Origin of the sequence: Nocardia vermiculata NBRC 100427, assembly GCF_001613265.1 — a bacterium.
Lineage (GTDB): Bacteria > Actinomycetota > Actinomycetes > Mycobacteriales > Mycobacteriaceae > Nocardia > Nocardia vermiculata.
In genome coordinates, this window is sequence record NZ_BDCA01000008.1 from 124,227 (window position 1) to 149,468 (window position 25,242).

Sequence of the window (25,242 nt, forward strand, 5' to 3'; positions counted from 1 at the left end):
TTGTCTATAGTTAGTTGGGTGACCAACTCAGAATCGGTGACTCGGCCGGGGAAGCGGGAACGGCTGGCCTCCGCCGCCGCGGAGGTCTTTCATCGGCAGGGCGTGGAGAAGACGACGATTGCCGATATCGCGCAGGCCGCGGATGTGCCCGTAGGTAACGTCTACTACTACTTCAAAACCAAGGATCAGCTGATCGGGGCGGCGATCGGGGCGCATGCGCGGGCTCTCGACGGCTTCCTGGCCGAGCTCGACCGTGAGTCGCGGCCGGCGGCGCGGTTGAAGACTCTGATCCGGTCGTGGGTCGGTCAGCGGGAGGTGGCTGCGCGATTCGGGTGTCCCACCGGCACCCTCGCGGTCGAGCTGGACAAGCGTTCCGACGGTCTCGAGCGTGATCTGGCCGCGTCGATGCAGGTGTTGCTGGAGTGGGTGCAGCGGCAGTTCGAGGAACTGGGCCGGGTGGACGCTGGAGAGCTGGCTGTCGCGCTGATCGCCTCGTATCAGGGGATTTCTTTGCTCACCAATACTTTTCGTAATCCCGAGTTGATGCGTGTCGAGGGTGATCGGTTGGAACGCTGGATCGATTCCCTCGCCGAGTGAGTCGTGGCCGAGTGGTAACCCGGTCCGGGCCGGCTGTGGGTGCGGGCGTTCGGTGAGGCACGTCATGGTTGTCAAAGATGCATTGCCGATATATCGTTGACTAGGTCAACGTAAGACAAGCCTCAGGAGGCAATCATGGAACGCATGGAGAATATGGACCGGTTCGGTCCCGGTCGGCGACGCGGCCCCTGGCCCGATCCGCGCGAACACGGCGGACGCGAACAGTTCCGCCGCCACCCGCGCGGCCCGCACGGTTTCGGTCCCTTCGGACCGGAATTCGGACCCGGATTCGGTCCGGGCGGTCACGTGGGACGCGGCCGTGGACGTGGCGGTCGCGGCCGGCGCGGTGATGTGCGGGCGGCGATCCTGCTGCTCGTGCAGGAACGGCCGATGCACGGCTACGAGCTGATTCAGCAGATCCGCGACCGCAGTGACGACATCTGGCGGCCCAGCCCCGGATCGATCTACCCGGCGCTGTCCCAGCTCGAGGACGAAGGGCTGGTCATCATCGAGAAGGTCGCCGGCCGCAAGACCGCGAAACTCACCGAAGCCGGCACCGAGTACGTTCGCGAGCATCGCGACGAGCTCGGCGACCCGTGGCAGGATGTGCGCGAAAACGTCGGCGATCAGGCGCTCGACCTGCGGGAGTTGGTCGGTCAGCTGATGGGTGCGGTCGGCCAGGTAGCGCGCGCCGGCACGCCCGAGCAGGCCGCGAAGGCGGCCGAGGTCCTCACCGAGGCCCGTCGCTCGGTCTACCGGATCCTCGCCGACGACGACGCCGGCACAGCCGAGTGAGGCTGTGACACCGTGTCTCGCCCCCGTTTCGCCCCGGCGCGGCGGACAATCGGGGCATGGGACGACGACCGAGATGCCGCGGATGGCGCGGCGGGCTCACCGCGGCGGTGACAGTGTGCGGGCTGGCACTGGGGACCGGGGTGCCCGCGTGGGCGGACCCGCCCGCCGCGCCGCCGCCGGACACCCGCCCGGTGGTCGTTCCGACCGAATGGGGTCCGCCGCAGCCGGATCATCTCGCGGCTTCGCGCTACCTGAAGGACCATCCCGACGCCACCCCATGGGGGACCAACGATTTCGGCTGCCGGCCGTCGGCGCGCCATCCGCGCCCGATCATTCTCGCGCACGGTACCGACGCGACCGCCTACACCGACTGGTCGGGGATCGGCCCGCAACTGGTCGCCGCGGGATTCTGCGTCTTCGCCCCCGAATACGGCGGTAAGCCCGGGGCGACCAGCTTCGGTACCGAGGATCTGTGGGCTTCCAGCCGGCAATTCGCAGCGTTCGTCGACCGGGTTCTCGACGTGACCGGTGCGAAACAGGTCGACCTGGTGGGTTTCTCCCAGGGGGCGACCGTCACCCGCTACTACATCAACAAGCTCGGTGGTGCGCCCAAGGTGGGGCAGTGGATCGGTCTGGCCTCGCCGAGCTACGGCGGTGTCATGTACGGGCTGGTGCCACTCGCCGACGCGGTCCCCGGAGTGTGGGACGCATTCGAGGAGGTGACCTCGCTCGCGACGGTTCAGCAGGCGCAGGGCTCACCGTTCATGCGTGACCTGAACGCCGGCGGGGACACCGTGCCCGGCGTGCGCTACACCACCGTCGGCAGCCGGGTCGACGAGATGATCCAGCCCTATACCAATATCGCGCTGACCGGCCCGGGAGCGCACAACATCGTGCTGCAGGACCTGTGCCCGATCGACCTGACCGGGCACTTCCACCTGGTGTACGACCGGTTCGCGCAGCAGCTGCTGCTCACCCTTCTGGATCCCGAGACCGCACCGCTGCCACAGTGTTCCTATGTGCCGCTGGGCACCGGAATCGGTGAGGTCGTGCTCGGCGCGCATTCCTGACGAATCGGATTTCGCGGCGCCCGTAAACTGAGGCGACCGCAAATCGTCTCGCCCGGGAGTGTGTGCCTGTGACAATCCAGCCCGTTCGCCTGTTCGGCGATCCCGTCCTGCGCGCTCGCGCCGACGAGGTCGAATCCTTCGACGGTGAACTCGCGCAACTGGTCACCGATCTCACCGACACCATGCATGCCAGCAACGGCGTGGGGATGGCCGCACCGCAGATCGGTGTCGGCCTGCGGGTCTTCGTCTACGACACCGGTGACGCTGCCGGGCATGTGGTGAACCCGGTCTTCGAGGTCATCGGCGCGGACGAGCAGACCGGCCCGGAGGGATGCCTGTCGATCCCGGGTCTGCGCTACGACGTGACCCGTGCGCAGCGGGTGGTCGCCCGGGGCTCGGACAGCAACGGTGAACCGGTGACATTCGAGGCGGCGGATCTGCTGGCCCGGTGCATCCAGCACGAAACCGATCATCTCGACGGTGTGCTGTATCTGCAACGGCTGGAACCCGCTGCGCGCAAGCAGGCTATGCGCGCAGTGCGTGAATCGGAATGGTTCGCCGCGGGTAAGACGGTGATGTCCGCGGCCGAGGTGGCGGGCAGCCGCGGCGAGTCCGGGCGGAGCGAGTAGATGCGGCTGGTCTTCGCGGGAACTCCCGACCCGGCAGTGCCGTCGCTGCGTCGGCTGATCGAATCGCAGCGCCACGAGGTCGTTGCGGTGGTGACTCGTCCGGACGCGGTGGCAGGACGGGGACGCAAGGTGGTCCGGTCGCCGATCGGCAGGCTGGCCGACGAGTACGAGATCCCGGTGTTCACACCGCACAAGCCCGGGGAGCCGGAATTCGTCGCGGCACTGACCGAGCTGGCCCCCGATTGCTGTCCGGTCGTCGCCTACGGCGCGCTGCTTCCGTCCGCGGTGCTCGACATTCCGGTGCACGGCTGGGTCAATCTGCACTTCTCGCTGCTGCCCGCGTGGCGTGGCGCGGCGCCGGTCCAGGCCGCGGTACTCGCCGGCGACGAGATCACCGGTGCATCGACCTTCCGCATCGAGGCCGGCCTCGACACCGGCCCGGTGTACGGCGTCGTCACCGAACGTATCGGTACGACCGACACCGCGGGCGCGCTGCTGGCGCGGTTGTCGGAATCGGGGGCGGCGTTGCTGGAATCGACCCTGGACGGGATCGAGGACGGCACCATCCAGGCGGTACCGCAGTCGAGCGAGGGGGTTTCCTATGCCCCGAAGATCGAATCCGACGAGGGGCACATCCGCTGGGATCAACCGGCTCTGGCGATCAACCGCCGGATCCGCGCGGTCACCCCGGTGCCCGGTGCCTGGACCGAGGTTGCCGGAAAGCGACTCAAGGTCGGTCCGGTGGAACTGGTGGAGGAGCAATTGCCGGTGCGTACGATCGAGGTCCGCAAATCCGGTGTCTACGTCGGCACCACGACCACCGCGGTGCGGCTCGACCAGGTGCAGCCACAGGGTAAGCGCATGATGGCGGCGCTGGACTGGGCGCGCGGCGCACGCCTGGAACCCGGGACGGTGGTCGAATGAGCGGCCCGGGAGTACCGAGCGGTAATCGGCGAGCGGAGTCCGGGCGGCGGACGGACGCACCGAGCGGTGAGCGCCGTGCGGGCGCCGGCGACAAGAGCTCCCGCGGCAACCGCGCGGACAAGTCCCCCCCCGGTGACGGGCGCGCGGGCCGGGGCACGGGTCGCGGCGGTGCCGAGCGCGAATCGGGTCGGCGCGCGGCGTCCCCACCGGGTAGCGGTGGGCCCTCGCGCCGCCGTCCAGGCGCGGAAGGCGACGGACAGGATCGGCGGCGGGCGCCGGACCAACGGGAAACCGGCCGTCGTGGGGCCTCCGGCGGTAGCTCCGGACGCGGAGACAGCACCGCTGAGAACGCGAACCGCCGGCGTGGGGGTGGAAAGGTTCGGGGCGATCGCGACGGCGGCGGCCGCGGTAACGATTCTCGCCGGGAGCAGTCGCCGCGTCGTGGCGCGGACACCGGGCGCGGACCGGCGCGTGGTGGTTCCCGGCCGGCGCGACCGGGCACCGCGCGCCGCGATGCCGTGGTCGATACCCCGCGGCTGGTGGCCAGGGACCTGCTCCGTGCGGTCCGCGAACGTGACGCGTACGCGAATCTGGTGCTTCCGGCTCTGCTGCGGGAGCACCGCTTGTCCGGTCGCGACGCGGCATTCGCGACCGAACTCGCCTACGGTGCCTGTCGGGCGCTCGGGATTCTCGACGCGGTGATCGCCGACTGTGCGGGCCGCACGGTCGACGAGATCGACGGTCCGCTCCTGGATGTGCTGCGGCTGGGGGTCTATCAACTGCTGCGCACCCGCGTGGGCGCGCATGCTGCCGTGGATACTTCGGTGGATCTGGTACGCAGCGAATACGGCAGCGGCAGAGCCGGATTCGTGAACGCGGTACTGCGTCGTGCGGCCGCCCGGTCGCCGCAGCAATGGATCGAGCGCCTGGCACCGCCGGATCCGGTGGGCCGGTCGGCGTTCGAATACGGACATCCGGTCTGGATCGCCCAGGCCTTCGCGGATGCCCTGGGTTCGCGGGCCGGTGAGCTTCGGGAGCTGCTCGCCGCCGACGACCAGCGGCCGATCGTCCATCTGGTGGCCCGGCCCGGTGACATCACCGCCGAGGAGCTGGCCCTGATCAGCGGCGGCGAGGAAGGGCGATGGTCGCCGTACGCGGTGTATCTCGACAGTGGCGATCCGGCACAACTGGAGCCGGTCCGCGAGCGGATGGCCGGGGTGCAGGACGAGGGCAGTCAGCTGGTGGCACTGTCGCTGACCGGTGCTCCGTTGCTGGGCGAGGATCGCGGCCGCTGGCTGGATCTGTGCGCGGGGCCCGGCGGGAAGGCTGCACTACTCGGCGCCCTGGCCGGGATCGACGGCTTCGAAGTGGACGCCGTCGAACCGGCGGAACACCGAGCAGAGCTGGTGCGCAAGGCCACTCGTGACCTGCCGGTGACGGTGCATGTGGCCGACGGCCGCGATTCGGGTCTGACTCCCGGCTACGACCGCATCCTGGTGGATGCCCCGTGCACCGGCCTGGGCGCGTTGCGGCGTCGTCCGGAAGCGCGCTGGCGGCGTACCCCTGCCGATGTGCCGGACCTGACCGGGTTACAGCGAGAACTGCTCGACGCGGCCTGGGAACTGCTGCGCCCGGGGGGCGTGGTCGTGTACTCGACCTGCTCTCCGCACCTGGCCGAAACCGTGGCCGTGGTCGCCGATGTCGTCCGGCGGACCGGTGCCGAGCAGCTCGAGACCCGCGAACTGCTGCCCGGGGTGACCGATACCGGTGACGGCCCGGCAGCACAGTTGTGGCCGCATCGGCACGGCACCGACGCCATGTTCGCGGCCGCGCTGCGCAAGCCGCTCTGAGCCGAGCGTCCCGCTCGGCTCGGACTCGACGACCACACCGGCTCACCCGGCCAGAACGGCGCCGGCCAGGGCCACACCCGCGACCCAGATCGTCGACAGCAGAGCCAGCAGCAGCGGCCGGTAACCCACCCGGCGCAACGCCGCCACCTGCACGCCCGCGCCGAGTGCGAACATCGCGGCGGTTAGCAGGGCGGTCTGCAGGAGTTTCGCCCCGTCGAGGACGGGCGCGGGAATCACGCCGGTGGTGCGCAGCGCGGCGCAGGCCAGGAAGGCGAGCACGAACAGCGGGAGCAGCGGTGTCCGGCCGGTACCTGCTCCGGAACCTGCCCGCCGGCGCTGCTGCCGGCCGATCACTGCCAGCACGGGGGCCAGGAGTACCACCCGGGCCAGCTTGACGATCACCGCCACGGCGAGGGCGCCGCCGCCGAGAGCACTGCCCGCGGCGACCACCTGTGCCACCTCGTGCACCGCGCCACCGGCCCACATCCCGGCGGTGCGGTCGTCGAGGCCGAAGGCACCCGACAGCAGCGGGATCACCGCGATCATGGCCGTGCCGAACACGACGACCAGCGCGACCGTGGTGAGCAGTTCCTCCTCCTCGGAGTCGACGACCCCGTCCACGGCCGCGGCCGCCGCCGCGCCGCAGATCGAGAATCCGCAGGCGATCAGCACTCGCTGTGTCCAGCTCAGGCCGAGTAACCGGCCCATCCACATGGTGACGGCGATCCCCAGTACCACCACCGCCACCACCATCGCGATTGCCGCAGGACCGAGGCCGAGAAGGTCGGAGAAGGTCAGCTGCAGTCCGAGCAGTGCGACGCCGAGGCGGAGCAGCTTCTTCGACGAGAACGCCAGGCCAGGTCGCACTCGCTCGGGCAGGGTGACGCAGTTGGCCAGCAGTGCGCCGACCACGATCGCGATCAACAGGGGACTGACCACCGGGACCAGCCGCCCGAACAGCATGACCACGGCCGTGACGAGGGTGGTCAGTGCCAGACCGGGAACGACGTCCGGCATGCGCCGGGGCAGCCGGACGTGTTCTCCCATGCCGAAGCGGCGCGGACGCCGAGTGGTGCTCCCATCGCCGGAGCGCCGCGCCGGTGCTGCAGCAGCTGCGGTGGCCCGAGCCTCGGTATCCGGCGACGGGCGATGTGGTGGCGCGCTCGAATCGGGGGCGCCGGTGTCGGCCGCCGATCCGGATGCGGTGATGTGCCGAGAGGTCTGGCTCGTCATACCCGTTACCGTGCCGCGAAACCGGGGGTGCCGGTAGCCGCGAAAACCGCATGACAGCCATATCGACCAGATATGGCTCTGCTGTCAGGCATATGATCCGGGTATGAGTGAGATGCGTCCCGACCTCGGATTTCTCGAGTTGCTCGTCGCTGTCGACGACCATGGAAGTCTCGGGGCGGCGGCGCGTGCGCTCGGGATTGCGCAACCGAACGCCAGTCGCGCGGTACGGCAGTGGGAACATCGCCTGGGGCTGGTCCTGCTGCGCCGCACACCACGCGGATCGACTCTCACCCCTGAGGGAACGGTCGTGGTCCACTGGGCCCGGGAGGTGCTCGACGACCTGGACCGGCTCGTCGATGCCGCGGCCGCACTGCGCACCGATCGGGAGGCCGAACTCACCGTCGCCGCCAGTATGACGGTGGCCGAATGTCTGCTGCCCGGCTGGCTCGGGCAGTTTCGGCGTGCCCATCAGGATGTGAAAGTTCATCTGCAGGTGCACAATTCGCGCCAAGTCTGTGAGCGGCTGACGGCGGGGGAGTGCGATCTCGGCTTCATCGAATCGCCCTCGGTACCCGACGGCCTGCCGCACGTGACGGTCGCACACGACAGTCTGATCGTGGTGGTGCATCCCGGCCACGCCTGGGCACGGCGCCGAACACCCCTGACGGTCGAAGAGCTGGCGGCGACCGCCCTGGTGGTGCGCGAGCCGGGCTCGGGAACCCGCAGCACCCTGGACGCCGCACTGACCGAGTATGCCCGCGCCGAACCGCTCCTCGAGCTGGGCAGCGCGGCCGCCATCCGAACCAGCGTCCTGGGTGGGGTCGGGCCGGCGGTGCTCAGCTCGCTCGCTGTCGACGAACAGTTGGAGCGCGGCGAGCTGCGTGCGGTCGACGTGGCGGGACTCGATCTGCGCCGAACCCTGCGGGCAGTGTGGCGTCCGCCGCGCACGCTGGCCGGGCCGGCCGGGCAACTGCTGTCGAGTGTCGTCCGGAACGGCCGCGGCGGCGCGGCCGCACGCTGATCGCCGCCACCGCATCCCGCGGTGGCGGCGCGTTATTCGCGGGCGCTCTGCTCTCGCAGGCGGGCGAGGGTCTTCGCGAGGATGCGGGACACGTGCATCTGCGAGATACCCATGCGCTGGGCGATCTGTGTTTGCGTCATCGACTCGAAGAACCGCATGGTCAGGATGCGGCGTTCGCGTTCGGGCAACCCCGCCAGCAACGGGCGGATGGCCACGTATTCCTCGACCCGGTCGAACTGCGACTCTTCCTCGCCGAGGGTGTCCAACAGCGACGCCTCGGTGTCACGGCCCACCGACACCGCGTCGATGGAGCTGGGCTGATAGGCGTTGCCCGCGATAACAGCCTGAGTCACCTCGTCGGGATGGATCTCGAGCAGCGCCGCGATCTCCTTCGCGGTGGGCGAGCGGCCCAGTGACTGGGACAGTGAATCGATCGCGGCGCCGATGCGTAGGTGAGTTTCCTTGACCCGCCGCGGAACTCGCATCGCCCACGTGTTGTCACGAAAGTAGCGCCGGACCTCGCCCATGATGGTGGGTACCGCGAAGGACAGGAAGTTCGAGCCGCGCGAGACGTCGAATCGGTCGACCGCGTGGACCAAGCCGACCCGGGCGACCTGGGTCAGATCGTCGAACGGTTCGCCGCGACCGCTGAACTTGCGGGCGATGTGGTCGGCCAACGGGATGCACCGATTGATCAGCTCCTCGCGCAGCTCGCCCTGGCGATGCTCCGGGGCCTGCTCGAGCGCCTGGAACAGCGCGTTCACATCGTCGTAGCCGCCGGTGACGGATTTGCCGACTTCTTCGGCCGCTTCGGCATCGTCACCGGAGTCGGCCTGCTCACCGTCGGTCTGCCCCGCATTTCCTTCGGTCCGGTCGGCGCTGCCCTCGGTCTGCCCCGCCGCGGCTTTGTCGTCGCCGTTGGCGTGAGCCGCGTCGGTGTCGGGTCTGCTCACGGCCGTATCCGCGGTGTCCGCGGCCTTGTCGGCCTCGAACCCGTTGTGTTCGTCGGCCACTACGCTTTCCCCCGGACCCGGCGAAATTCCACGACCGTCGGGTAACCGGACAGCGTCGAATCGTAGGGTTCCTGGCCGACGTCGATGTCGTCGGTCAGGGTGCGCAGCACGTGCCAGCCGAAGCTGCGCTGATCGGGCAGTTCGGAGGTGGCGGCAATGCCCGCCACCCGCACGACCAGATCGTTGTCACCGACGGTGAACCGGCATTGCAGAGCGCTGCCGGGGGTGGCGAGTGCGATGAGCGTGGAGCAGGTCTCGTCCACAGCGAGCCGGATGTCGGCCACCTCGTCCAGCGTGAAATCGCTGAGCAGGACCAGCGTTTCGGCCAATCCGCGCACGATCGCCAGTTGCGACACCGTCGCCGCTACTCCGATTTCGACAGGTGTGCTGCGCAGTCCCTCTTCAGCCGACATGTTGATCACCCTACGGAGGCTACCCAACTTCGCGGCGGGCAATCGTCGACAGTGTCGGATTCGGCGGTATCGCACCCAGTACACTCTCGCGCTGTGTCCACCTCGAACCCTCACTTCCACCGGCCGTCGCCGATGATCGCGCCGTCCATACTGTCCGCAGATTTCGCTCGTCTCGCCGAGGAGATGCAGGCTGTCGAGGGCGCGGACTGGCTGCACGTCGATGTGATGGACAACCACTTCGTGCCCAATCTGACCCTCGGCCTGCCGGTGGTGCAGAGTCTGCTGAAGACCACCGACATTCCGCTGGACTGTCATCTGATGATCGAGGATCCGGGCCGCTGGGCACCCCCCTACGCCGAGGCCGGCGCCTACAACGTGACCTTCCACGCGGAAGCGACCGAGGACCCGGTCGCGGTAGCGCGCGATATTCATGCCGCGGGCGGCAAGGCCGGCCTCTCGGTGAAGCCGAACACTCCGATCGAGCCGTACCTGGAAATTCTGCGCAATTTCGACACGCTCCTGGTGATGAGCGTCGAGCCGGGGTTCGGCGGGCAATCGTTCATTCCGCAGGTGCTGGACAAGGCACGCGCGGTGCGACGGCTGGTCGACAGCGGGGAATTGCGACTGGTCGTCGAAATCGACGGCGGCATCAACATGAACACGATCGAGGCTGCCGCCGAGGCGGGCGTCGACTGTTTCGTCGCAGGCTCCGCGGTCTACGGCACCCCGGATCCGGCCGCGACCGTGGAAGCCTTGCGCGAGAAGGTTATCGAGACGGAGCGGGCGGTGCGGAGCTGAGCCGCACGGCCTCCACGACGGCGGCCATCGGTACGACCGCGTCGACATGGTCCGGAGCCTGCACCCAGATGCGATAGCCGGTCCGCTCGTCCTCGGCGGACGGGAGGACGATGTGGCTGCCGGTGCAGGCGACGGTGGTGTAGAGCCGAAACAGTTCGGCGGCAACGGATGTGGTGATCTCCGCGGAATGTGAGGGTCCGGTGACGAAGGTCCAGCGCCGGGCGCGCGGATGATGGACGACCGGAGTCACCAATCCGGACTGGGTGAGTTGGCGCAGGACCCGCTCGCCGATGTCGGCCGGCATGGTGACCGCGCCGAAGCGGCTTCCGATGTCGAGCACGATGTGCTGGGACGCGTCGTCGACCGCCGCCGGGAGATGAAAAATACGCCGGTAGCGCTCGCATCGATCCGTGAGAGCTGTATCGATCACTGTCGTGGTCACGCCGTACCCCCAAAAGTGTTGTTGTCCAACGTGGATCCGGCCCGGTCGGGCCTAACTTTCCGGATGTCGTGTGAAATACGCGTGCTCGTGAACTGTTGGAGTCAACTGCATAACAATCTTGCTACCGGATTCGGTGTGACGCAAGTTCTGGGATTGACCCTTTCGGCAGGTGGGTAAGAAACGGGGTTCGGCCGCCCAATAATGTCGGATTTTCCCGATATGCGGTATGTGAGCGATGAGTTCCATTCGGCCGTATTCACGATCGATCGCGATTTCCTCGTCGACATTCGATGCGAGCCCCTATTGGCGAGCTGTCGAATTCTCTGCCCGGCGTGCCGCTGCGCCGCGCCCGGTTCGATGCGTCTTTTCCGGCCCACAGTCGCGTATCCGGACCGGTAGTCGGCCGAATGCCTCCTGCTACCGCACGTCGTTACGCTGAGGACACTTCGGCTCGCCCGGGAATACCCCGGGCGGCCGGCATCGTTCGGGCTATGGACGTCCCCATCGGGCGGGCGTCTGGTGACAGGAGAATGGGATGTTCACAGGCATCGTCGAGGAACTGGGCGAGATCGTCGCCGTGGATCGATCCGCGGATGCGGCGCGGCTCACCATCCGCGGCGCTCTGGTGACCTCCGATGCCGGGCACGGCGACTCGATCGCGGTGAACGGTGTCTGCCTCACGGTGGTCGACGTCGTCGACGGCGACAGCTTCACCACCGATGTGATGGGCGAGACATTGAGCCGTTCCGGTATCGGCACGCTGGATGTGGGGTCGAGGGTGAATCTGGAGCGTGCCGCCGCGGTGAACAGCAGGCTCGGCGGCCATATCGTGCAGGGCCACGTCGACGGCACCGGTACCGTCGTTTCGCGCACCCCGTCCGACAACTGGGAGGTGGTGCGGATCTCGTTGCCCGACAGTGTCGCCCGGTACGTGGTGGAAAAGGGTTCGATCACCGTCGACGGCATCTCGCTGACCGTCTCCGGCGTGGGCCTCGACGACGACGGTGACTCCGGCCACCGCGACTGGCTGGAGGTTTCCCTGATCCCCACCACCCGCGAGCTCACCACATTGGGCAGCGCCCCCACCGGCACCACGGTGAATCTGGAAGCAGACATCATCGCCAAGTACGTGGAGCGCCTCACCCAGCGCGGATGACCCACCCCCGCCGCAGCGAAGCGGAGGCCATAGACACAGTAGGGTTGACTCGCACCTATTCCGAGATGGAGCACAGCAGACGTGACCAGGTTCGACACCATCGAGCGCGCAGTCGCCGATATCGCCGCGGGTAAGGCCGTCGTCGTCGTCGACGACGAGGGCCGGGAGAACGAAGGCGATCTCATCTTCGCCGCGGAGAAGGCGACGCCCGAGCTGGTGGCCTTCATGATTCGTTACACCTCCGGCTACATCTGTGTGCCGTTGACGGGGGCGGATTGTGATCGGCTGGGTCTGCCGCCGATGTATTCGGTGAATCAGGACAAGCACGGTACGGCGTACACGGTGTCGGTCGACGCGCGTGAGGGTGTGACGACCGGTATTTCGGGTGCGGATCGGGCGACGACGATGCGGCTGCTGGCCGATCCGGCGTCACGGGCCGACGAGTTCACCCGGCCCGGCCATGTGGTGCCGCTGCGTGCCAAGGAGGGCGGTGTGCTGCGGCGCCCGGGGCATACCGAGGCGGCGGTGGATCTGGCTCGGATGGCGGGTTTGAGCCCGTCCGGCGTGATCTGTGAGATCGTCAGCCAGAAGAACGAGGGCGACATGGCCCGCACCGAGGAGCTGCGGATCTTCGCCGACGAGCACGAGCTGGCGCTGATCTCGATCGCCGATATGATCGCGTGGCGACGTCGGAACGAGAAGCAGGTGGAGCGGATCGCGGAGGCGCGGATCCCCACCAAGTACGGCGAGTTCAAGGCCGTGGGATACAAGAGCATTTACGACGATGTCGAGCATGTGGCGCTGGTGCGCGGTGATCTGAGTGCCGATTCGGGTGACGATGTGCTGGTGCGGGTGCATTCGGAATGCCTGACCGGCGATGTGTTCGGTTCGCTGCGCTGTGATTGCGGTCCGCAGTTGGATGCGGCGATGGAGATGGTGGCGGCCGAGGGGCGCGGCGTGGTGCTGTATATGCGCGGCCACGAGGGCCGCGGTATCGGCTTGATGCACAAGCTGCAGGCCTACCAGTTGCAGGATTCGGGCCACGACACCGTCGATGCGAATATCGAGCTGGGTTTGCCGGCGGATGCGCGTGACTACGGGACGGGTGCGCAGATCCTGGTCGATCTGGGGATCAAGTCGATGCGGTTGCTGACCAACAATCCGGCGAAACGGGTCGGTCTCGACGGATACGGGCTCAGTATCACCGAGCGGGTGCCGATGCCGGTGCGGGCGAATGCCGAGAATCTGCGGTATCTGCGGACCAAGCGCGATCGGATGGGGCACGACCTGGTGGGCTTGGATGATCTGGATCTGGGGGAGACGGCGCACTGATCGCGGATCGTGTGCCCGCGGGGAGCCGGTAAGCAATGGAATTCGGTGAGAAGAGGTAGCGGTCGATGAGCGGTGCGGGTGTACCGGAGTTCTCGCTGGCGGATGCGAAGGAGCTGACGCTGGGCATCGTGGCGTCGCGCTGGCATACGACCATCTGCGACACGTTGCTGGCCAACGCCGAGCGGGTGGCCCGGGAGGCGGGCGTCGAACAGATCACGGTGGTGCGGTGCGCGGGCGCGATGGAGCTGCCGGTGGTGGCTCAGGAGTTGGCTCGCACCCATGATGCGGTGGTCGCCTTGGGCGTGGTGATTCGTGGGGGTACCCCGCATTTCGAGTATGTGTGTGACGCGGTGACCGCGGGTTTGACCCGGGTGTCGCTGGATGCGGGTACGCCGGTGACGAACGGTGTGCTGACGGTGAACTCCGAGGAGCAGGCGCTCGATCGCGCGGGTCTTCCTGATTCGGCGGAGAACAAGGGGGAGCAGGCGAGTGCGGCGGCCCTGGATGCGGCGTTGACTCTGCGTGCGCTGCGCGGCGAAGCCTGATTCCGATGGCGTCGGTCGGTCACTTGTTCAAGCGTGGGTCGGATTCCCCGGCCGACGGTGACCCGCGATGGGATCTGGAGGTGCGTCCGCGCCGTGCGGTGCGGTTCACTCGGATCGTGGCGGCGGTGATCGCGGTGTTGTTCATCGTCGCGGGGGTGTTGTCGAGCCATTCGACGACAGGGGTGAATTTCCGCGGTTCGGATCAAATCGCGATCATCTGTTTCGGTTTGTTGCTGGCGGGCGCGGTGTTGCTGCTGACTCGTCCCCGGGTGCGGGTGGGCCCGCACGGGGTTGTGGTGCGCAATATTCTGGGCGACAACGAGTACCGGTGGCCCGATATCCGCGGTATCTCGATGCCGGACAAGAAGGCGTGGGCGCGCCTCGAGCTGGCGGGCGACGAATATGTGCCGCTACTGGCCATCCGGGTCAACGACCGTGAGCATGCGGCGCATGCGATGGACCGGTTTCGAGAGTTGGGGGCGAAGTACACGGCGGCGCTCGGCGAAGATCGGACTGCGCAGGGTGACGGGACCACGCAGGGCGGTGCTGGAGAGGCTACGCAGGGCGGCGCCGGCGCGGCCCGGGGCGATGAGCAGCAGGGCAGCTGACCTGCGGGATGCGCGCCGGCGGCATCGGCCGGTATCAGCGAGCGTCGCCGAGGACGGTGCCCTCACGGCGTGGGTCGGCTCCGCCGATCCAGCCGTCGCTGGTTCGTTGTAGGGCGCTGAGCCCGCTGGATTGCTGGTCCACCGATACCTGATGTCCCATGGCGCGTAGGGCACGAACCAGGGGGTCGTGATCGCCGCCGGAGGTGGCGTCGATGGCCGGATGCTCGCCGCCGACCCCGGTGACCGGCGTGTTGGCGGCACCGAAAGCTACCTGGGACACCGCCTGCTGCGGATCGAGGTGCCAGTCCAGCAGGCCGACGAGCGCTTTCACCACGAACTGGATGATCACCGACCCGCCGGGGGAGCCGGTGACGCCGACCAGGTCGCCGCGGGTACCACCGGCTGTGCGATCGAAGATCAGGGTGGGGCTCATCGAGCTGCGTGGCCGCTTGCCCGGGGAGACACGGTTGGCCAGCGGTAGACCGTCGGTACCGGTGGGTTCGGCGCTGAAGTCGGTGAGCTGGTTGTTGAGGACGAAGCCGTCGGTCATGTGGTACGACCCGAAGGCCGACTCGACCGTGGTGGTCATCGCGGCCGCGTTGCCGTGGCGGTCGACGACGGAGATGTGGCTGGTGCCGTGTTCGGGTTGCTGCGGTGCGGTGCCGAGTGGAACGGGCCCGAAGTCTCCGGCGCGGGCGGTGCCCATCGCGTGTGCGGGGCCGATCGTCGCGGCCCGGTCCTTCAGGTACTGCTTGTCCAGCAGTGCGTCGGGGGAGCCGCCGGGCAGCGGCACGAAGTCGGAGTCGGCGACGTATTTGTCCCGGTCGGCGTATGCGAGTCGTTCGGCCTCCGAGATCAGGTGGACGGCCTCGGCGGCCGGCTCACCGCCGTCGCGATCGAGGTCGTGCGGGCCCAGCGCGCCGAGGTCGAAGTTCTCCAGAATGCCGAGGGTGGCGGCGACGGTGATGCCTCCGGACGACGGGGTGGGCATTCCGCAGATGTGGTGTGTCCGGTAGTCGGTGCACAGCGGGGTGCGCTTTTTCGCCTGGTAGCCGGCCAGATCGTCGAGGGAGAGCCGGCCCGCGGTGCGGCCTGCAGCGGTATCGGCGGCGGTATCGACGATGTCGCGGGCGATCGCGCCGGTGTAGAAAGCATCGGCGCCGTCGGTGGCGATCGCGCCCAGAGTTTTCGCCATGGCCGGATTGCTCAGGTGGTGGCCCTGTGGTTTCGCGGTGCCGTCGGGCTGCAGGAAATACGCCCGGGCGCCGGGGTCGCGTGCCAGCGCCGGTGCGGATTCCTCGATCTGGCTCGCCAGACGCGCGCTGATGTCGAATCCGTTGTCGGCCAGGTCGATTGCGGGCGTGAACAGATCGTGCCACGGCTGTTCGCCGTGATCGCGGTGCGCCGCTTCGAGCAGACGGAGGGCACCGGGTACTCCGATGGAGCGCCCACTGGCGCGGGGGTTCGGTTGCGGCGCAGTGTGGTCGGTCTCGCTGATCCAGCGCAGGTAGTTCTCCGTGGCGGCGGCCGGTGCCGTCTCGCGGCCGTCGTAGGCCTCGATGGATTTGCCGGCCGCGTCGTAGTAGAGCAGGAAGGCGCCGCCACCGATGCCGGAGGCCTGCGGTTCCACGAGTCCGAGGACGGTCTGGGCCACCACGAGGGCATCGGCGGCGGTGCCGCCTGCGGCGAGTATCCGGCAGGCGGCCGCGGTGGCCACGGGATTGGCGGTGGAGACGGCGTAACTGTGGGTGCGCACCGGCGTCATGCCGGTGCGGTATCCGGTCGCGATCTCCGGGTTGGTGGCCAGGTCGGTGGCGGTTGCGGTGGGCCCGGCGGCGGCGATCGGGGTGCCGTTGGGTGCATCGGCGCAGGAGTCGGCGGCCTCTGTGGTTTCGGCCGAGCAGCCGGTGAGCAGGCCGGCTACCAGCAGCAGGGCGGCCCCCACCCCGGCCGGGATCGCTCGCATACGCCTCATGCTGGGACTTTAGCCCGCACCGGTACCGCCGCGTCGGGGATCGTTCCCAGGGCGAGTAACGTCGAGCCGCCCCCACCGCCGACCAAGGAAAATCACCTCCTCGATGAGCGAAACGAGCGATCTACCGGCACAGTCCCACCTGAGTGCCGAGGACAGTGGGTATCACAAGAGCCTGAAACCTCGTCAGCTGCAGATGATTGCGATCGGTGGCGCCATCGGCACCGGGTTGTTCCTCGGAGCGGGCGGACGGCTGGCGGATGCGGGACCGGGATTATTCCTGGTGTACGCGATCTGTGGGGTGTTCGTGTTCTTCATTCTGCGGGCGCTGGGGGAGTTGGTGCTGCACCGCCCGACCTCGGGATCGTTCGTGTCCTACGCGCGTGAGTTCTTCGGGGAGAAGGCGGCATTCGTCGCCGGCTGGACCTATTTCCTGAACTGGTCGATGACGGGCATCGTCGACACCACCGCCATCGCGACCTATATGCATTACTGGAGCAGCTTCGGAGCCATTCCGCAGTGGGTGCTGGCGCTGATCGCGCTGTGCCTGGTGCTGGGCGTGAATCTGATCTCGGTGAAGTGGTTCGGCGAGTTCGAGTTCTGGGCGGCATTGATCAAGGTCGCAGCGCTGGTGGGTTTCCTGATCATCGGTGTCGTATTCCTCGGCGGCCGGTTCCGGATCGATGGCGCCGAAACGGGTTTCGGTCTCGTCTCGGCATCGGGCGGATGGTTCCCGACGGGTGTGCTGCCACTGGTGACCGTGGCCTCGGGTGTGGTATTCGCCTACGCGGCAGTGGAAATGGTGGGCGTCGCCGCAGGCGAGACGGCGAATCCGGAGAAGATCATGCCGCGGGCGATCAACTCGGTGATTCTGCGTATCGCGGTGTTCTACGTCGGCGCGCTGGTGTTGCTGGCGTTGCTGCTGCCCTACACCGCCTATCACGCGGACGAGAGCCCCTTCGTCACGTTCTTTGCGGCACTCGGGGTGCCGCATGCCGGTTCGGTGATGAACCTGGTCGTGCTGACGGCCGCATTCTCCAGTCTCAACGCGGGGCTGTATTCCACCGGCCGCGTGCTGCGGTCGATGGCCGTCAACGGCAGTGCGCCGAAGTTCACCGCCCGCATGAACAGTCGCGGGGTGCCCTACGGCGGCATCCTGCTGACCAGTCTCATCGCGCTGGTGGGGATCTGGCTCAACTACATCGTGCCGAAGCGGGCGTTCGAGATCGTGCTCAATGTCGCGTCGCTGGGCATTCTGTCGTCGTGGGCGACGATCGTGCTCTGCCAGCTGGCACTGTGGCGGCGCTGGCGGCGCGGTGAGATGGAGCGGCCGGGCTTCCGTATGTTCGGCGCCCCGTACACAGGTATCGCGACGCTGGTGTTCCTGGCCGTGATGCTGGTGCTGATGGCGTTCGACCGCCCGGTGGGCACCTGGACGGTCGCGAGCCTGGTCGTGCTGATTCCGGCCCTGATCATCGGCTGGTTCGCCGCGCGGTCGCGGGTCATGGCCGTGGCGCGGCTGCGTGAACCACCGGAGGACGGGGAACCGGCACGCATCCGGGAGCAGGTTCCCGTCGACGACTGATCGGCAGTGCCGGGTGCTGCGTGGTCACCGGCCGCCGGGAGGGTCCGCTGGTGTCGGCAGTGCGGCATCAGTGCGGTGACGGTGTGGCCGGGCGGTGTTCGCGTTCGGCAGTGATGCGGCGGTGGGCTTCAACCCAGTCGATCGGCAGCTCGGTCGCCGGTACCTGCCAGAACACGAAGGTCGATTCGCGCATCACGGTGCGGGTCCGCGTGGTGGCCGAGGCATGTGGTTCGGCCCGTGCGTAGGCGGCGATCGCTTCGTGGTCCGTCCAGGCCGACAGGGTCCAGAAGGTGCGGCGGGTGAGGTCGGCCTTCAGGGTGACGCCGAGCGCACCGGGTGACCGGCGTGCCTGTTTCCACAGGGCTATCGAGGTCGCGAAGAAGTGGGGAACGTGGCGCAGGGAGCGGACCTCGAGGCGTGAGGCCATGACCTGGACGGTGTCTGTGGCGGGCTGATCGATGGTGATCCAGGGCAGGGTGGGCATGGAATCCTCCGGCGGAGCGGCAGTGTGCTGAGGGCGGCTTCCACAGTCGCACGTCACCTCAATCTTGTCAATGGCAAGATTGAGGTGACCGGGACCGGTGTGCCGCGAGGCCTCCGTGTCGGACGTGTTGCTTCAGGCGGGTGTCACCCGTTCGGTGCGGACGTGCCAGCGACCGTCGTCGGTGCGGTCGAGGCGGATCGGGTGATCGAAGCATGTGCTGATGGTCGCGCTGGTCAGCACCTGGTCGACGGGGCCGCTGGTCACGATGCGGCCGTCCCGGAGCAGCAGCACGTGGGTGGTGGCCGGCGGTAGTTCCTCCAGGTGGTGGGTCACCAGGATCGATGCCAGACCGGGATGGGTGGTCTGTAGCAGATCGATGCGTTCGATGAGCTGTTCGCGCCCCCCGACGTCGAGGCCGGTGGCGGGTTCGTCGAGCAGCAGCAGCTGGGGTTCCGCGATCAGGGCACGGGCGATGAGTGCCCGGCCGCGCTCCCCCTGCGACAGCGTCGGCCACCGTGCCGCGCGCCGATGGGTGAGGCCCATCAGCTCGATCAGCCGATCGGCCTCGCTCTCCTGCTCGGGGGTGGGTGACCAGCGTCCTTTGAGGTCCGCGGTGTTGGTGAGTCCGGTCAGGACGACCTCGTGGGCGGTGAGGGGGTAGGGCGGATTGTGCCGGGGGTCGACATGGCCGATGGCGGCGCGGAGTTCGCGCATGTCGACGCGGCCGAGGCGATGGCCGAGGACGTGCACGCTGCCGCGGGTGGGGTGCTCCTGTGCGCCCAGCATCTTCAACAGTGTCGTCTTGCCGGCACCGTTGGGTCCCAGTAGCGCCCAGTGCTCGCCGGGGCGCACCGTCAAGGAGATCTCGGAGAGGATCGGGTTGTGGTTGCGCACGAAATCCACGGCGTCCACCTGCAGGATGGGGGAATCGACCATGATCGTCACGGTAACAAACTCCTCAGACAAGCTGATAGGTAGCACCGGCCCGTGAGTGGGGTACTCCCCGGGGAGGTGCCCGCGGTGGTCGCGGCGCGCGTGTCGTTCGACCGCCCGGCGCCCGGGTGCCGCCCTAGACTCGGCACACCCACTCTCGACGGAGGTGAACGGCGGTGCATCCACAGGATCCGCGCGACCCGCGTACGGCGCGGTACGAAAGCGGTTATCAGCCGGGGAATTATCCGGACCCCGGCTATCGGAATTCCGGCTACCAGGATCCCGGATATCAGAGCTACCAGCAACCGGCCCGGCAGCCCGCGCAGCGGCGCGAGCCGGAGGTGAACCTGGGCATGTTCGCCGGTGGGGTGCTCGCCACAGCGGTCGTGACCGCCCTCGCTGCCTGGCTGTGTGCGTGGATCATCGACGTGATCGCGACCCGCGCCACCGAAAGCGGCAAGTTCGGCGTGTGGAATCCGATGGCGGACCAGGGGTACTGGTTCGCGGTGGTGGCGTTCCTGTGCGCGCTGCTGGCGGGCGTGCTGTGGTACTTGCTGCATCTGGGGACACCGTCGGCGGATATGTTCTTCGGCTGGATCGTCGGCATTCTCATCGCCGCGTCGGTGATCATTCCGCTGACGCTGTCCAGCGACCTCTGGGTGGGTGCCTCCACCGCGATCGAACACCTGGTCATCGGGCTGCCCATCTTCAGTCTGACCCGGGCGGTGGGCGCCAAGAGCATCGCGCCGCACTGAACGGGGTGATGCCCGGCGAGGCTCAGTGCGGCGGCTGGGCCATCGCGCGGCCTGCGGCGCGGCCGGAGAAGATGCACCCTCCCAGAAAGGTGCCCTCCAGCGCGTTGTAACCGTGGACCCCGCCCCCACCGAACCCGGCCACCTCGCCCGCGGCGTACAGGCCGGGCACCGGGGTGCCGGCGTTGCTGATCACCCGGGAGTCGAGGTCGGTCTGCAGCCCGCCCAGCGTCTTGCGGGTGAGGATGTTGAGCCGGACCGCGATGAGCGGGCCGTGTGCGGGGTCGAGGATGCGGTGCGGTGTTGCCACCCGGCCCAGTTTGTCGCCCAGTGAGCGCCGCGCATTGGCGACAGCCATCAATTGGGCATCCTTGCTGTATTTGTTGTCCAGCTCCCGATCCCGGGCGACGATCTGGCGTTCCAGGTCGCCGAGGTCGAGGTCCGGGCCGCGTGCGATCTCGTTCATTCCCCGCACCAGCTCCGGCAGGGTATCGGCGACGACGAAGTCCACACCGTGCCGCTTGAACGCCTCGACCGGGCCCGGAGCGCCCTTGGCGAGACGGCTCTTGAGGGTGAGTGCGTAGTCCTTACCGGTGATGTCCGGATTCTGTTCCGAACCCGACAGTGCGAATTCCTTCTCGATGATCGACTGGGTCAGCACGAACCACGAGTAGTCGTAGCCGGTGGACAGAATCGCCTGCAGCGTGGCATTCGTGTCGTAGCCGGGGAAACACGGTGCGGGCAAACGCTTTCCGGTAGCGTCGAACCACAGCGACGACGGCCCGGGAATGATACGGATGGCGTGATCGGGCCAGACCGGGTTCCAGTCGTTGATGCCCTCGGTGTAGTGCCACATCCGGTCGCGGTTCACGATCCGCCCGCCCGCCGATTCGGTGATCGCCAGCATCCGGCCGTCGACGTGGGCGGGTACCCCGGAAATCATGGTCTGCGGGCACGGGCCGAGACGTTCGGAGGGCCAGTTCGCGCGGATCAGATCGTGGTTGTGGCCGATGCCACCGGAGGACACCAGCACCGCCGGGGCTTGGAATTCGAACTCGCCCACGGTGGTTCGCGACGAGGCCACACCGCGGTCCAGCTCGCTCGGCTCGAGCACGCAGCCCCGGATCCCCGTCACCGCGCCGTCGGTGACGACGAGATCGTCGACCCGGTGCCGGAAGGCGAATTCGACCAGTCCTCGCTGCTCGGCGGCCAGCACCGGTTCCAGGAAGACCCGCAGGACTTCGGGGCCGGTGCCCCAGGTCAGATGGAAGCGTGGCACCGAGTTCCCGTGCCCGTCGGCGGTGGCGCCACCGCGCTCGGCCCAGCCGACCAGCGGGGTGATCCGTAGCCCGAGGTCGTGCAGGTACCGGCGCTTCTCCCCGGCGGCGAACTCCACGTACGCGCGCGCCCATTGCCGCGCCCAGTGGTCCTCGTCCTCGCGGTCGAATCCGGCCGAACCCTGCCAGTCCTGCCAGGCCAGTGCGAAGGAGTCCTTGATCCCGAGGCGCCGCTGTTCGGGCGTATCGACCAGAAACAGTCCGCCCAGCGACCAGAACGCCTGGCCGCCGAGGTTGCGGCGGTTCTCCTGATCCACGACGAGCACCCGCTTCCCGGCGCGGGTCAGCTCATAGGTCGCGACCAGGCCGGCCAGGCCTGCCCCGACGACGATGACATCCGGCTGCTGTGACGGTGTCACGGGCACTCCTTGCGCATTCGAGGCATTCGTCGACGCCGTTCGATACATTCGTGTATCGAACGGCTTCAACCTAGCAGATTTCGCCGGTCCGGCCGTAGGTCCGCGCGAGGTGTCGGTGGGGCATGGCAGATTCGGTGTGTGCGCACAATTACCGCCGACGCGGCTCGCCGCGCCGCACTCGCAGCCCAGGGATTCGCCGGCCCACCCCGTGTTGATGCCGGAGCAGCACCGGCTCGTCGTGCGGTGCTCGGTGTGCTGCGCAATACCAAACTGCTGCAACTGGATTCGGTAGCCGCCGTGGTTCGCGCCCACTACGCTCCGGTGTTCAGCCGGATCGGCGCCTATGATCGTGACCTGCTGGACGAGGCCGCCTGGGGGCACAGCACGCGCCGGCCACGCCGGTTGGTGGAGTACTGGGCGCACGAGGCGGCGCTGATTCCGGTGCAGGATTGGCCGCTGATGCGGTGGCGGATGGCCGGATTCGGCAGCGGCCGGTGGGGCGGCGCGCGTCGGGTGCTGGAGGCGAATCCCGCGCTGCCCGAACAGGTGCTGGAGACGATCGCGGTCTCCGGTCCGAGCACTGCCGCCGAGGTGGAGCGCCGGCTCGAACTGAATCGGCCGCGCCGCAAGGACCACTGGGGTTGGAACCACAGCGACACCAAGATCGTGTGCGAAATGCTGTTCGCCACCGGAGAGTTGTCGGTCGACAAGAGGGTCGGATTCCAGCGGCACTACGACCTCACCGACCGGGTGCTGCCACGCGAGGTCGTCGGGCGCCGCGTCGAGGAGTCCGACGCGGTCCGGGAACTGGTGCTGCGCGCCGCGGACGCACTGGGGGTGGCCACCGAGGCCGATCTGCGTGACTATTACCGCCTGCGCCGGCAGCAGTGCGAGCCGGCGCTGGCGGATCTGGTCGACGCGGGCGCGGTCGAACCGGTCCGGGTCCAGGGGTGGGACCGGCCGGCCTACCTGCGGGCCGGGACACGGATCCCACGCCGGATCGAGGGCGCCGCGCTGCTGTGCCCGTTCGATCCGCTGATCTTCTTCCGGGCCCGCACCGAGCGAATGTTCGATTTCCACTACCGCATCGAGATCTACACTCCCGCCCACAAGCGGGTGCACGGCTACTACGTGTTCCCGTTCCTGCTCGACGGTGAACTGGTCGCCCGGGTGGACCTGCGGGCCGACCGGGTGAACGGACGGCTGTACGTGCCGGGCGCCTTCGCCGAGCCGGGTCGGCCCGCCGCCCGGATCGCCGGTGCCCTGGCGCAGCACCTGTGGGAGATGGCGCAGTGGCTCGGGCTCGAGACGGTCGAAGTCGGCGAGCGCGGAGATCTGGCCTTGGCCCTCGCTGCCGCCGGAGTACGGCAGCGAGCCGTCGATCGGCTACCCGTCGAGCTCACTGCCGCGGAGTGCGGCCACTGATCTCGGCGACGGTCGCTCCGGCGACCGGGGTGTTCGTGGCCCGGGCCTCCGCTTCGTCGGCCGCCCGGCCCCACCGTCCGGCCAGGGCCGCGCAGGTGATCAGTTGGATTTGATGGAAGATCATCAGCGGCAGCACGATCAGGCCCACCGGTTGTCCGGCGAACAGCACGGTGGCCATCGGCAGTCCGGTGGCGAGGCTCTTCTTCGAACCGCAGAAGATCACCACGATCCGATCGGCGCGGTCGAACCCGGACACCCGCGCCACGCCTGCCGTGATGCCCAGCACCACCGCGAGCAGGACGACCGAGATGCCGACCACCGCGAGCATGCGGCCGATCGCCAGTCCCTGCCAGACGTGCTCGACCATGCCCGCGCTGAACGCGGCGTACACCACCAGATAGACCGATCCCCGGTCCACGACCTTGGTCAGTGTGGTGTGCGCGAGCAGCCGGTGCAGTTTCGGTCGTAACAGCTGGCCGGCCACGAACGGCACCAGGAGCTGGAGCACGATCTCGAGAATCGAGGTCAGCGAGACGGTGGCGGTGCCGGTGGTCTGCATCAGCAGCATCACCAGCAACGGGGTGACGAACACACCCAGCAGATTCGAGACCGACGCGCTGACCACCGCGGCCGCCACGTTTCCGCGCGCGATCGAGGTGAAGGCGATCGAGGACTGCACCGTCGAGGGCAGCAGGCACAGATACAAGAGCCCGGTGTAAAGGTCGTCGGTGATGACCGAGGGCACCAGCAGCCGCATCGCGAGGCCCAGCAGCGGGAAGAGCAGGTACGTGGTGGCGAGCACCGTGGTGTGCAGCCGCCAGTGTCGCAGTCCCGCCAGTGCCTCGCGGGGTTCGAGCCGGGTGCCGTAGAGCAGGAACAGCACTGCGATCGCGATCTTGGTGGCCCAGTCCAGCACATCGGCCGCGCCCCCGCGGGCAGGCAGCAGCAGGCCGATGCCCATGGCCACGAACAGGCCCAGCAGGAAACCGTCGATGCGAAGTTTTGCCAGCACTCTCACCCGGCTACGGTACGACCCGGCCAACTGATCACGAAAGTCGATGTAAGCGATATTTCGGAACGCGTATCGTGATGAATATGTTCGATCCCGAACTCCTGCGTACCTTCCTGGCGGTCGACCGGGCGGGCGGCTTCACGGCCGCGGCCCGCATCCTGGGCCTGCGGCAGTCCACGGTCAGTGGACACATCGCCAGGCTCGAGCAGGCTGCGGGCCGTGAGCTGATCCGACGCGACACCCGTAACCTGTCGCTCACCGCGGACGGTGCGGCGATGATCGGTTTCGCCCGCGCCATCCTGGACGCGCAGGCACGCGCCGACCGCTACTTCTCCGACTCGACACTGACCGGACTGATCCGGCTCGGCGCCTCCGACGATGTGGTGGCGCGCGAACTGCCCGACGTGCTCCTGGAATTCCAGCGGTCGCATCCCGGTGTGGACCTGGAACTGATCGTCGGGCTCAGCGAGAACCTCAAGACCAGGATGGCTGCGGGGGAACTCGATCTGATGGTGGCCAAACGGCTGCCGGGAGAACGGCACGGACAGCTGCTGTGGCGCGACCGGTTGGTGTGGGCGGGGCGATCCGGGACCGGTGCTGTCGACGACCCTGTTCCGGTGGTCACCTACCCGCCACCGAGCCTGACTCGTCACGTCGCGCTGCGGGCACTGGAACGAGAGGACCGCAGCTGGCGCATCGCCTGTGTCAGCGACAGCCAGCTCGGGTTGCGTGCCGCGGTGCTGGCCGGGCTCGGCGTCGTGGTGCATGCCGAAACCCTGTTGCCACCAGGGCTGTTCGCGGTGGACGACGAGACCTTGCCGGAGCTGGGGGAGCTGGAGTTCGTGCTGCTGCGCCGGCACAGCACCCTGTCGGAACCGGAACAGGCACTGTGTGACGCCATCGTCGCCGGCGCCGACCGGATGCATCGATAGCGGTGCCGCCGCAGCGCGACACCGC

General features: G+C 68.1%; 25 protein-coding genes. 16 read left to right on the plus strand and 9 right to left on the minus strand.

The genetic code is table 11. From position 1 onward, the window contains the following. The first annotated feature begins 18 nt into the window (after positions 1 to 18). The 6 genes from NV2_RS12460 to NV2_RS12485 all read left to right on the plus strand — a co-directional run bounded on the left by NV2_RS12460 (position 19) and on the right by NV2_RS12485 (position 5,865). Complete coding sequence (locus NV2_RS12460; RefSeq protein WP_245662568.1) at positions 19 to 597, plus strand: TetR/AcrR family transcriptional regulator; 579 nt, start codon at positions 19 to 21, stop codon at positions 595 to 597. A 144-nt stretch (positions 598 to 741) separates the two neighbouring features. After that, complete coding sequence (locus NV2_RS12465; protein WP_373863561.1) at positions 742 to 1,392, plus strand: PadR family transcriptional regulator; 651 nt, start codon at positions 742 to 744, stop codon at positions 1,390 to 1,392. Between the two features lie 56 nt (positions 1,393 to 1,448). Continuing rightward, positions 1,449 to 2,462: an esterase/lipase family protein gene (locus NV2_RS12470; RefSeq protein WP_084474454.1), complete on the plus strand. Its 1,014-nt coding sequence runs from the start codon at positions 1,449 to 1,451 to the stop codon at positions 2,460 to 2,462. Between the two features lie 68 nt (positions 2,463 to 2,530). Continuing rightward, a complete protein-coding gene (gene def / locus NV2_RS12475) occupies positions 2,531 to 3,091 on the plus strand; it encodes a peptide deformylase (protein WP_067872259.1) in 561 nt (186 codons plus the stop codon). Continuing rightward, a complete protein-coding gene (fmt, locus tag NV2_RS12480; RefSeq protein WP_067872262.1) occupies positions 3,092 to 4,015 on the plus strand; it encodes a methionyl-tRNA formyltransferase in 924 nt (307 codons plus the stop codon). A gap of 539 nt (positions 4,016 to 4,554) precedes the next feature. After that, a complete protein-coding gene (locus tag NV2_RS12485; RefSeq protein ID WP_067872579.1) occupies positions 4,555 to 5,865 on the plus strand; it encodes an RsmB/NOP family class I SAM-dependent RNA methyltransferase in 1,311 nt (436 codons plus the stop codon). 42 nt (positions 5,866 to 5,907) lie between these two features. Here the strand turns inward: NV2_RS12485 and NV2_RS12490 are convergent, their stop codons facing one another. Next, the gene (locus NV2_RS12490; protein WP_067872580.1) at positions 5,908 to 6,912 is read right to left on the minus strand and encodes a YeiH family protein; all 1,005 of its coding nucleotides are present in this window, start codon (positions 6,910 to 6,912) and stop codon (positions 5,908 to 5,910) included. Between the two features lie 289 nt (positions 6,913 to 7,201). On the opposite strand from NV2_RS12490, the gene NV2_RS12495 reads away from it, so the two are divergent. Further along, positions 7,202 to 8,119, plus strand: coding sequence for a LysR family transcriptional regulator (locus tag NV2_RS12495; protein WP_067872266.1), 918 nt, complete (start codon positions 7,202 to 7,204; stop codon positions 8,117 to 8,119). Positions 8,120 to 8,151: 32 nt separating this feature from the next. Here NV2_RS12495 and NV2_RS12500 read toward each other — a convergent pair whose 3' ends face one another. Both NV2_RS12500 and NV2_RS12505 read right to left on the minus strand, forming a co-directional pair. Continuing rightward, on the minus strand, positions 8,152 to 9,132 hold the full coding sequence (locus NV2_RS12500) for an RNA polymerase sigma factor SigF (RefSeq protein WP_373863556.1): 981 nt from the start codon (positions 9,130 to 9,132) through the stop codon (positions 8,152 to 8,154). Further along, positions 9,132 to 9,545, minus strand: coding sequence for an ATP-binding protein (locus NV2_RS12505; protein WP_210749244.1), 414 nt, complete (start codon positions 9,543 to 9,545; stop codon positions 9,132 to 9,134). The genes NV2_RS12500 and NV2_RS12505 overlap by 1 nt, the downstream gene beginning before the upstream one ends. Positions 9,546 to 9,677: 132 nt before the next feature. Between NV2_RS12505 and rpe the strand changes: the two genes are divergently transcribed. Then, the gene (rpe, locus tag NV2_RS12510) at positions 9,678 to 10,343 is read left to right on the plus strand and encodes a ribulose-phosphate 3-epimerase (protein ID WP_067872273.1); all 666 of its coding nucleotides are present in this window, start codon (positions 9,678 to 9,680) and stop codon (positions 10,341 to 10,343) included. On the opposite strand, the gene NV2_RS12515 is transcribed toward rpe, so the two are convergent. Then, positions 10,312 to 10,785, minus strand: a complete 474-nt coding sequence (locus tag NV2_RS12515; RefSeq protein ID WP_210749245.1) for a hypothetical protein — start codon at positions 10,783 to 10,785, stop codon at positions 10,312 to 10,314. The genes rpe and NV2_RS12515 overlap by 32 nt on opposite strands. A gap of 535 nt (positions 10,786 to 11,320) precedes the next feature. On the opposite strand from NV2_RS12515, the gene NV2_RS12520 reads away from it, so the two are divergent. The 4 genes from NV2_RS12520 (at position 11,321) to NV2_RS12535 (ending at position 14,426) form a co-directional block, all read left to right on the plus strand. Then, positions 11,321 to 11,941, plus strand: coding sequence for a riboflavin synthase (locus tag NV2_RS12520; RefSeq protein ID WP_067872279.1), 621 nt, complete (start codon positions 11,321 to 11,323; stop codon positions 11,939 to 11,941). 81 nt (positions 11,942 to 12,022) lie between these two features. Next, positions 12,023 to 13,273 (plus strand): bifunctional 3,4-dihydroxy-2-butanone-4-phosphate synthase/GTP cyclohydrolase II, encoded by a 1,251-nt coding sequence (locus tag NV2_RS12525; RefSeq protein ID WP_067872282.1) that lies wholly within the window; start codon positions 12,023 to 12,025, stop codon positions 13,271 to 13,273. A 65-nt stretch (positions 13,274 to 13,338) separates the two neighbouring features. Then, positions 13,339 to 13,818 (plus strand): 6,7-dimethyl-8-ribityllumazine synthase, encoded by a 480-nt coding sequence (gene ribH / locus NV2_RS12530; protein WP_067872285.1) that lies wholly within the window; start codon positions 13,339 to 13,341, stop codon positions 13,816 to 13,818. A 5-nt stretch (positions 13,819 to 13,823) separates the two neighbouring features. Beyond that, complete coding sequence (locus tag NV2_RS12535) at positions 13,824 to 14,426, plus strand: PH domain-containing protein (protein WP_084474460.1); 603 nt, start codon at positions 13,824 to 13,826, stop codon at positions 14,424 to 14,426. Between the two features lie 34 nt (positions 14,427 to 14,460). Here NV2_RS12535 and ggt read toward each other — a convergent pair whose 3' ends face one another. Continuing rightward, positions 14,461 to 16,401, minus strand: a complete 1,941-nt coding sequence (gene ggt / locus NV2_RS12540) for a gamma-glutamyltransferase (protein ID WP_157102873.1) — start codon at positions 16,399 to 16,401, stop codon at positions 14,461 to 14,463. 103 nt (positions 16,402 to 16,504) lie between these two features. On the opposite strand from ggt, the gene NV2_RS12545 reads away from it, so the two are divergent. Then, positions 16,505 to 17,983 (plus strand): amino acid permease, encoded by a 1,479-nt coding sequence (locus NV2_RS12545; RefSeq protein WP_067872290.1) that lies wholly within the window; start codon positions 16,505 to 16,507, stop codon positions 17,981 to 17,983. Between the two features lie 67 nt (positions 17,984 to 18,050). On the opposite strand, the gene NV2_RS12550 is transcribed toward NV2_RS12545, so the two are convergent. Together NV2_RS12550 and NV2_RS12555 are read right to left on the minus strand one after the other, a co-directional pair. Then, positions 18,051 to 18,467 (minus strand): DUF3291 domain-containing protein, encoded by a 417-nt coding sequence (locus tag NV2_RS12550; protein WP_067872294.1) that lies wholly within the window; start codon positions 18,465 to 18,467, stop codon positions 18,051 to 18,053. A gap of 132 nt (positions 18,468 to 18,599) precedes the next feature. Then, positions 18,600 to 19,403 (minus strand): ABC transporter ATP-binding protein, encoded by an 804-nt coding sequence (locus NV2_RS12555; protein ID WP_067872586.1) that lies wholly within the window; start codon positions 19,401 to 19,403, stop codon positions 18,600 to 18,602. 173 nt (positions 19,404 to 19,576) lie between these two features. Between NV2_RS12555 and NV2_RS12560 the strand changes: the two genes are divergently transcribed. Then, positions 19,577 to 20,155 (plus strand): hypothetical protein, encoded by a 579-nt coding sequence (locus NV2_RS12560; RefSeq protein WP_067872297.1) that lies wholly within the window; start codon positions 19,577 to 19,579, stop codon positions 20,153 to 20,155. A gap of 22 nt (positions 20,156 to 20,177) precedes the next feature. Here NV2_RS12560 and NV2_RS12565 read toward each other — a convergent pair whose 3' ends face one another. Further along, positions 20,178 to 21,896, minus strand: a complete 1,719-nt coding sequence (locus NV2_RS12565; RefSeq protein ID WP_084474463.1) for an FAD-binding dehydrogenase — start codon at positions 21,894 to 21,896, stop codon at positions 20,178 to 20,180. Positions 21,897 to 21,986: 90 nt separating this feature from the next. Here NV2_RS12565 and NV2_RS12570 point away from each other — a divergent pair, with 90 nt between their 5' ends. Further along, a complete protein-coding gene (locus NV2_RS12570; protein ID WP_067872300.1) occupies positions 21,987 to 23,273 on the plus strand; it encodes a winged helix-turn-helix domain-containing protein in 1,287 nt (428 codons plus the stop codon). Here NV2_RS12570 and NV2_RS12575 read toward each other — a convergent pair. Next, the gene (locus NV2_RS12575; protein ID WP_084474466.1) at positions 23,248 to 24,291 is read right to left on the minus strand and encodes a bile acid:sodium symporter family protein; all 1,044 of its coding nucleotides are present in this window, start codon (positions 24,289 to 24,291) and stop codon (positions 23,248 to 23,250) included. The two genes, NV2_RS12570 and NV2_RS12575, sit on opposite strands and share 26 nt — an antisense overlap. Positions 24,292 to 24,362: 71 nt before the next feature. Here NV2_RS12575 and NV2_RS12580 point away from each other — a divergent pair, with 71 nt between their 5' ends. Further along, positions 24,363 to 25,217: a LysR family transcriptional regulator gene (locus NV2_RS12580; protein WP_067872304.1), complete on the plus strand. Its 855-nt coding sequence runs from the start codon at positions 24,363 to 24,365 to the stop codon at positions 25,215 to 25,217. Positions 25,218 to 25,242: the final 25 nt, after the last annotated feature.

What these genes read in the sequence shown, in the direction of transcription:
- NV2_RS12465 (WP_373863561.1), top strand. Translation starts at nt 742, where the DNA reads ATGGAGAATATGGACCGGTTCGGTCCCGGTCGGCGACGCGGCCCCTGG.
- NV2_RS12470 (WP_084474454.1), top strand. Translation starts at nt 1,449, where the DNA reads ATGGGACGACGACCGAGATGCCGCGGATGGCGCGGCGGGCTCACCGCG.
- fmt (WP_067872262.1), top strand. Translation starts at nt 3,092, where the DNA reads ATGCGGCTGGTCTTCGCGGGAACTCCCGACCCGGCAGTGCCGTCGCTG.
- NV2_RS12490 (WP_067872580.1), bottom strand. Translation starts at nt 6,912, where the DNA reads ATGGGAGAACACGTCCGGCTGCCCCGGCGCATGCCGGACGTCGTTCCC.
- NV2_RS12495 (WP_067872266.1), top strand. Translation starts at nt 7,202, where the DNA reads ATGAGTGAGATGCGTCCCGACCTCGGATTTCTCGAGTTGCTCGTCGCT.
- NV2_RS12505 (WP_210749244.1), bottom strand. Translation starts at nt 9,545, where the DNA reads ATGTCGGCTGAAGAGGGACTGCGCAGCACACCTGTCGAAATCGGAGTA.
- rpe (WP_067872273.1), top strand. Translation starts at nt 9,678, where the DNA reads ATGATCGCGCCGTCCATACTGTCCGCAGATTTCGCTCGTCTCGCCGAG.
- NV2_RS12520 (WP_067872279.1), top strand. Translation starts at nt 11,321, where the DNA reads ATGTTCACAGGCATCGTCGAGGAACTGGGCGAGATCGTCGCCGTGGAT.
- ribH (WP_067872285.1), top strand. Translation starts at nt 13,339, where the DNA reads ATGAGCGGTGCGGGTGTACCGGAGTTCTCGCTGGCGGATGCGAAGGAG.
- NV2_RS12535 (WP_084474460.1), top strand. Translation starts at nt 13,824, where the DNA reads ATGGCGTCGGTCGGTCACTTGTTCAAGCGTGGGTCGGATTCCCCGGCC.
- ggt (WP_157102873.1), bottom strand. Translation starts at nt 16,401, where the DNA reads ATGAGGCGTATGCGAGCGATCCCGGCCGGGGTGGGGGCCGCCCTGCTG.
- NV2_RS12545 (WP_067872290.1), top strand. Translation starts at nt 16,505, where the DNA reads ATGAGCGAAACGAGCGATCTACCGGCACAGTCCCACCTGAGTGCCGAG.
- NV2_RS12550 (WP_067872294.1), bottom strand. Translation starts at nt 18,467, where the DNA reads ATGCCCACCCTGCCCTGGATCACCATCGATCAGCCCGCCACAGACACC.
- NV2_RS12555 (WP_067872586.1), bottom strand. Translation starts at nt 19,403, where the DNA reads ATGGTCGATTCCCCCATCCTGCAGGTGGACGCCGTGGATTTCGTGCGC.
- NV2_RS12565 (WP_084474463.1), bottom strand. Translation starts at nt 21,896, where the DNA reads ATGTATCGAACGGCGTCGACGAATGCCTCGAATGCGCAAGGAGTGCCC.
- NV2_RS12580 (WP_067872304.1), top strand. Translation starts at nt 24,363, where the DNA reads ATGAATATGTTCGATCCCGAACTCCTGCGTACCTTCCTGGCGGTCGAC.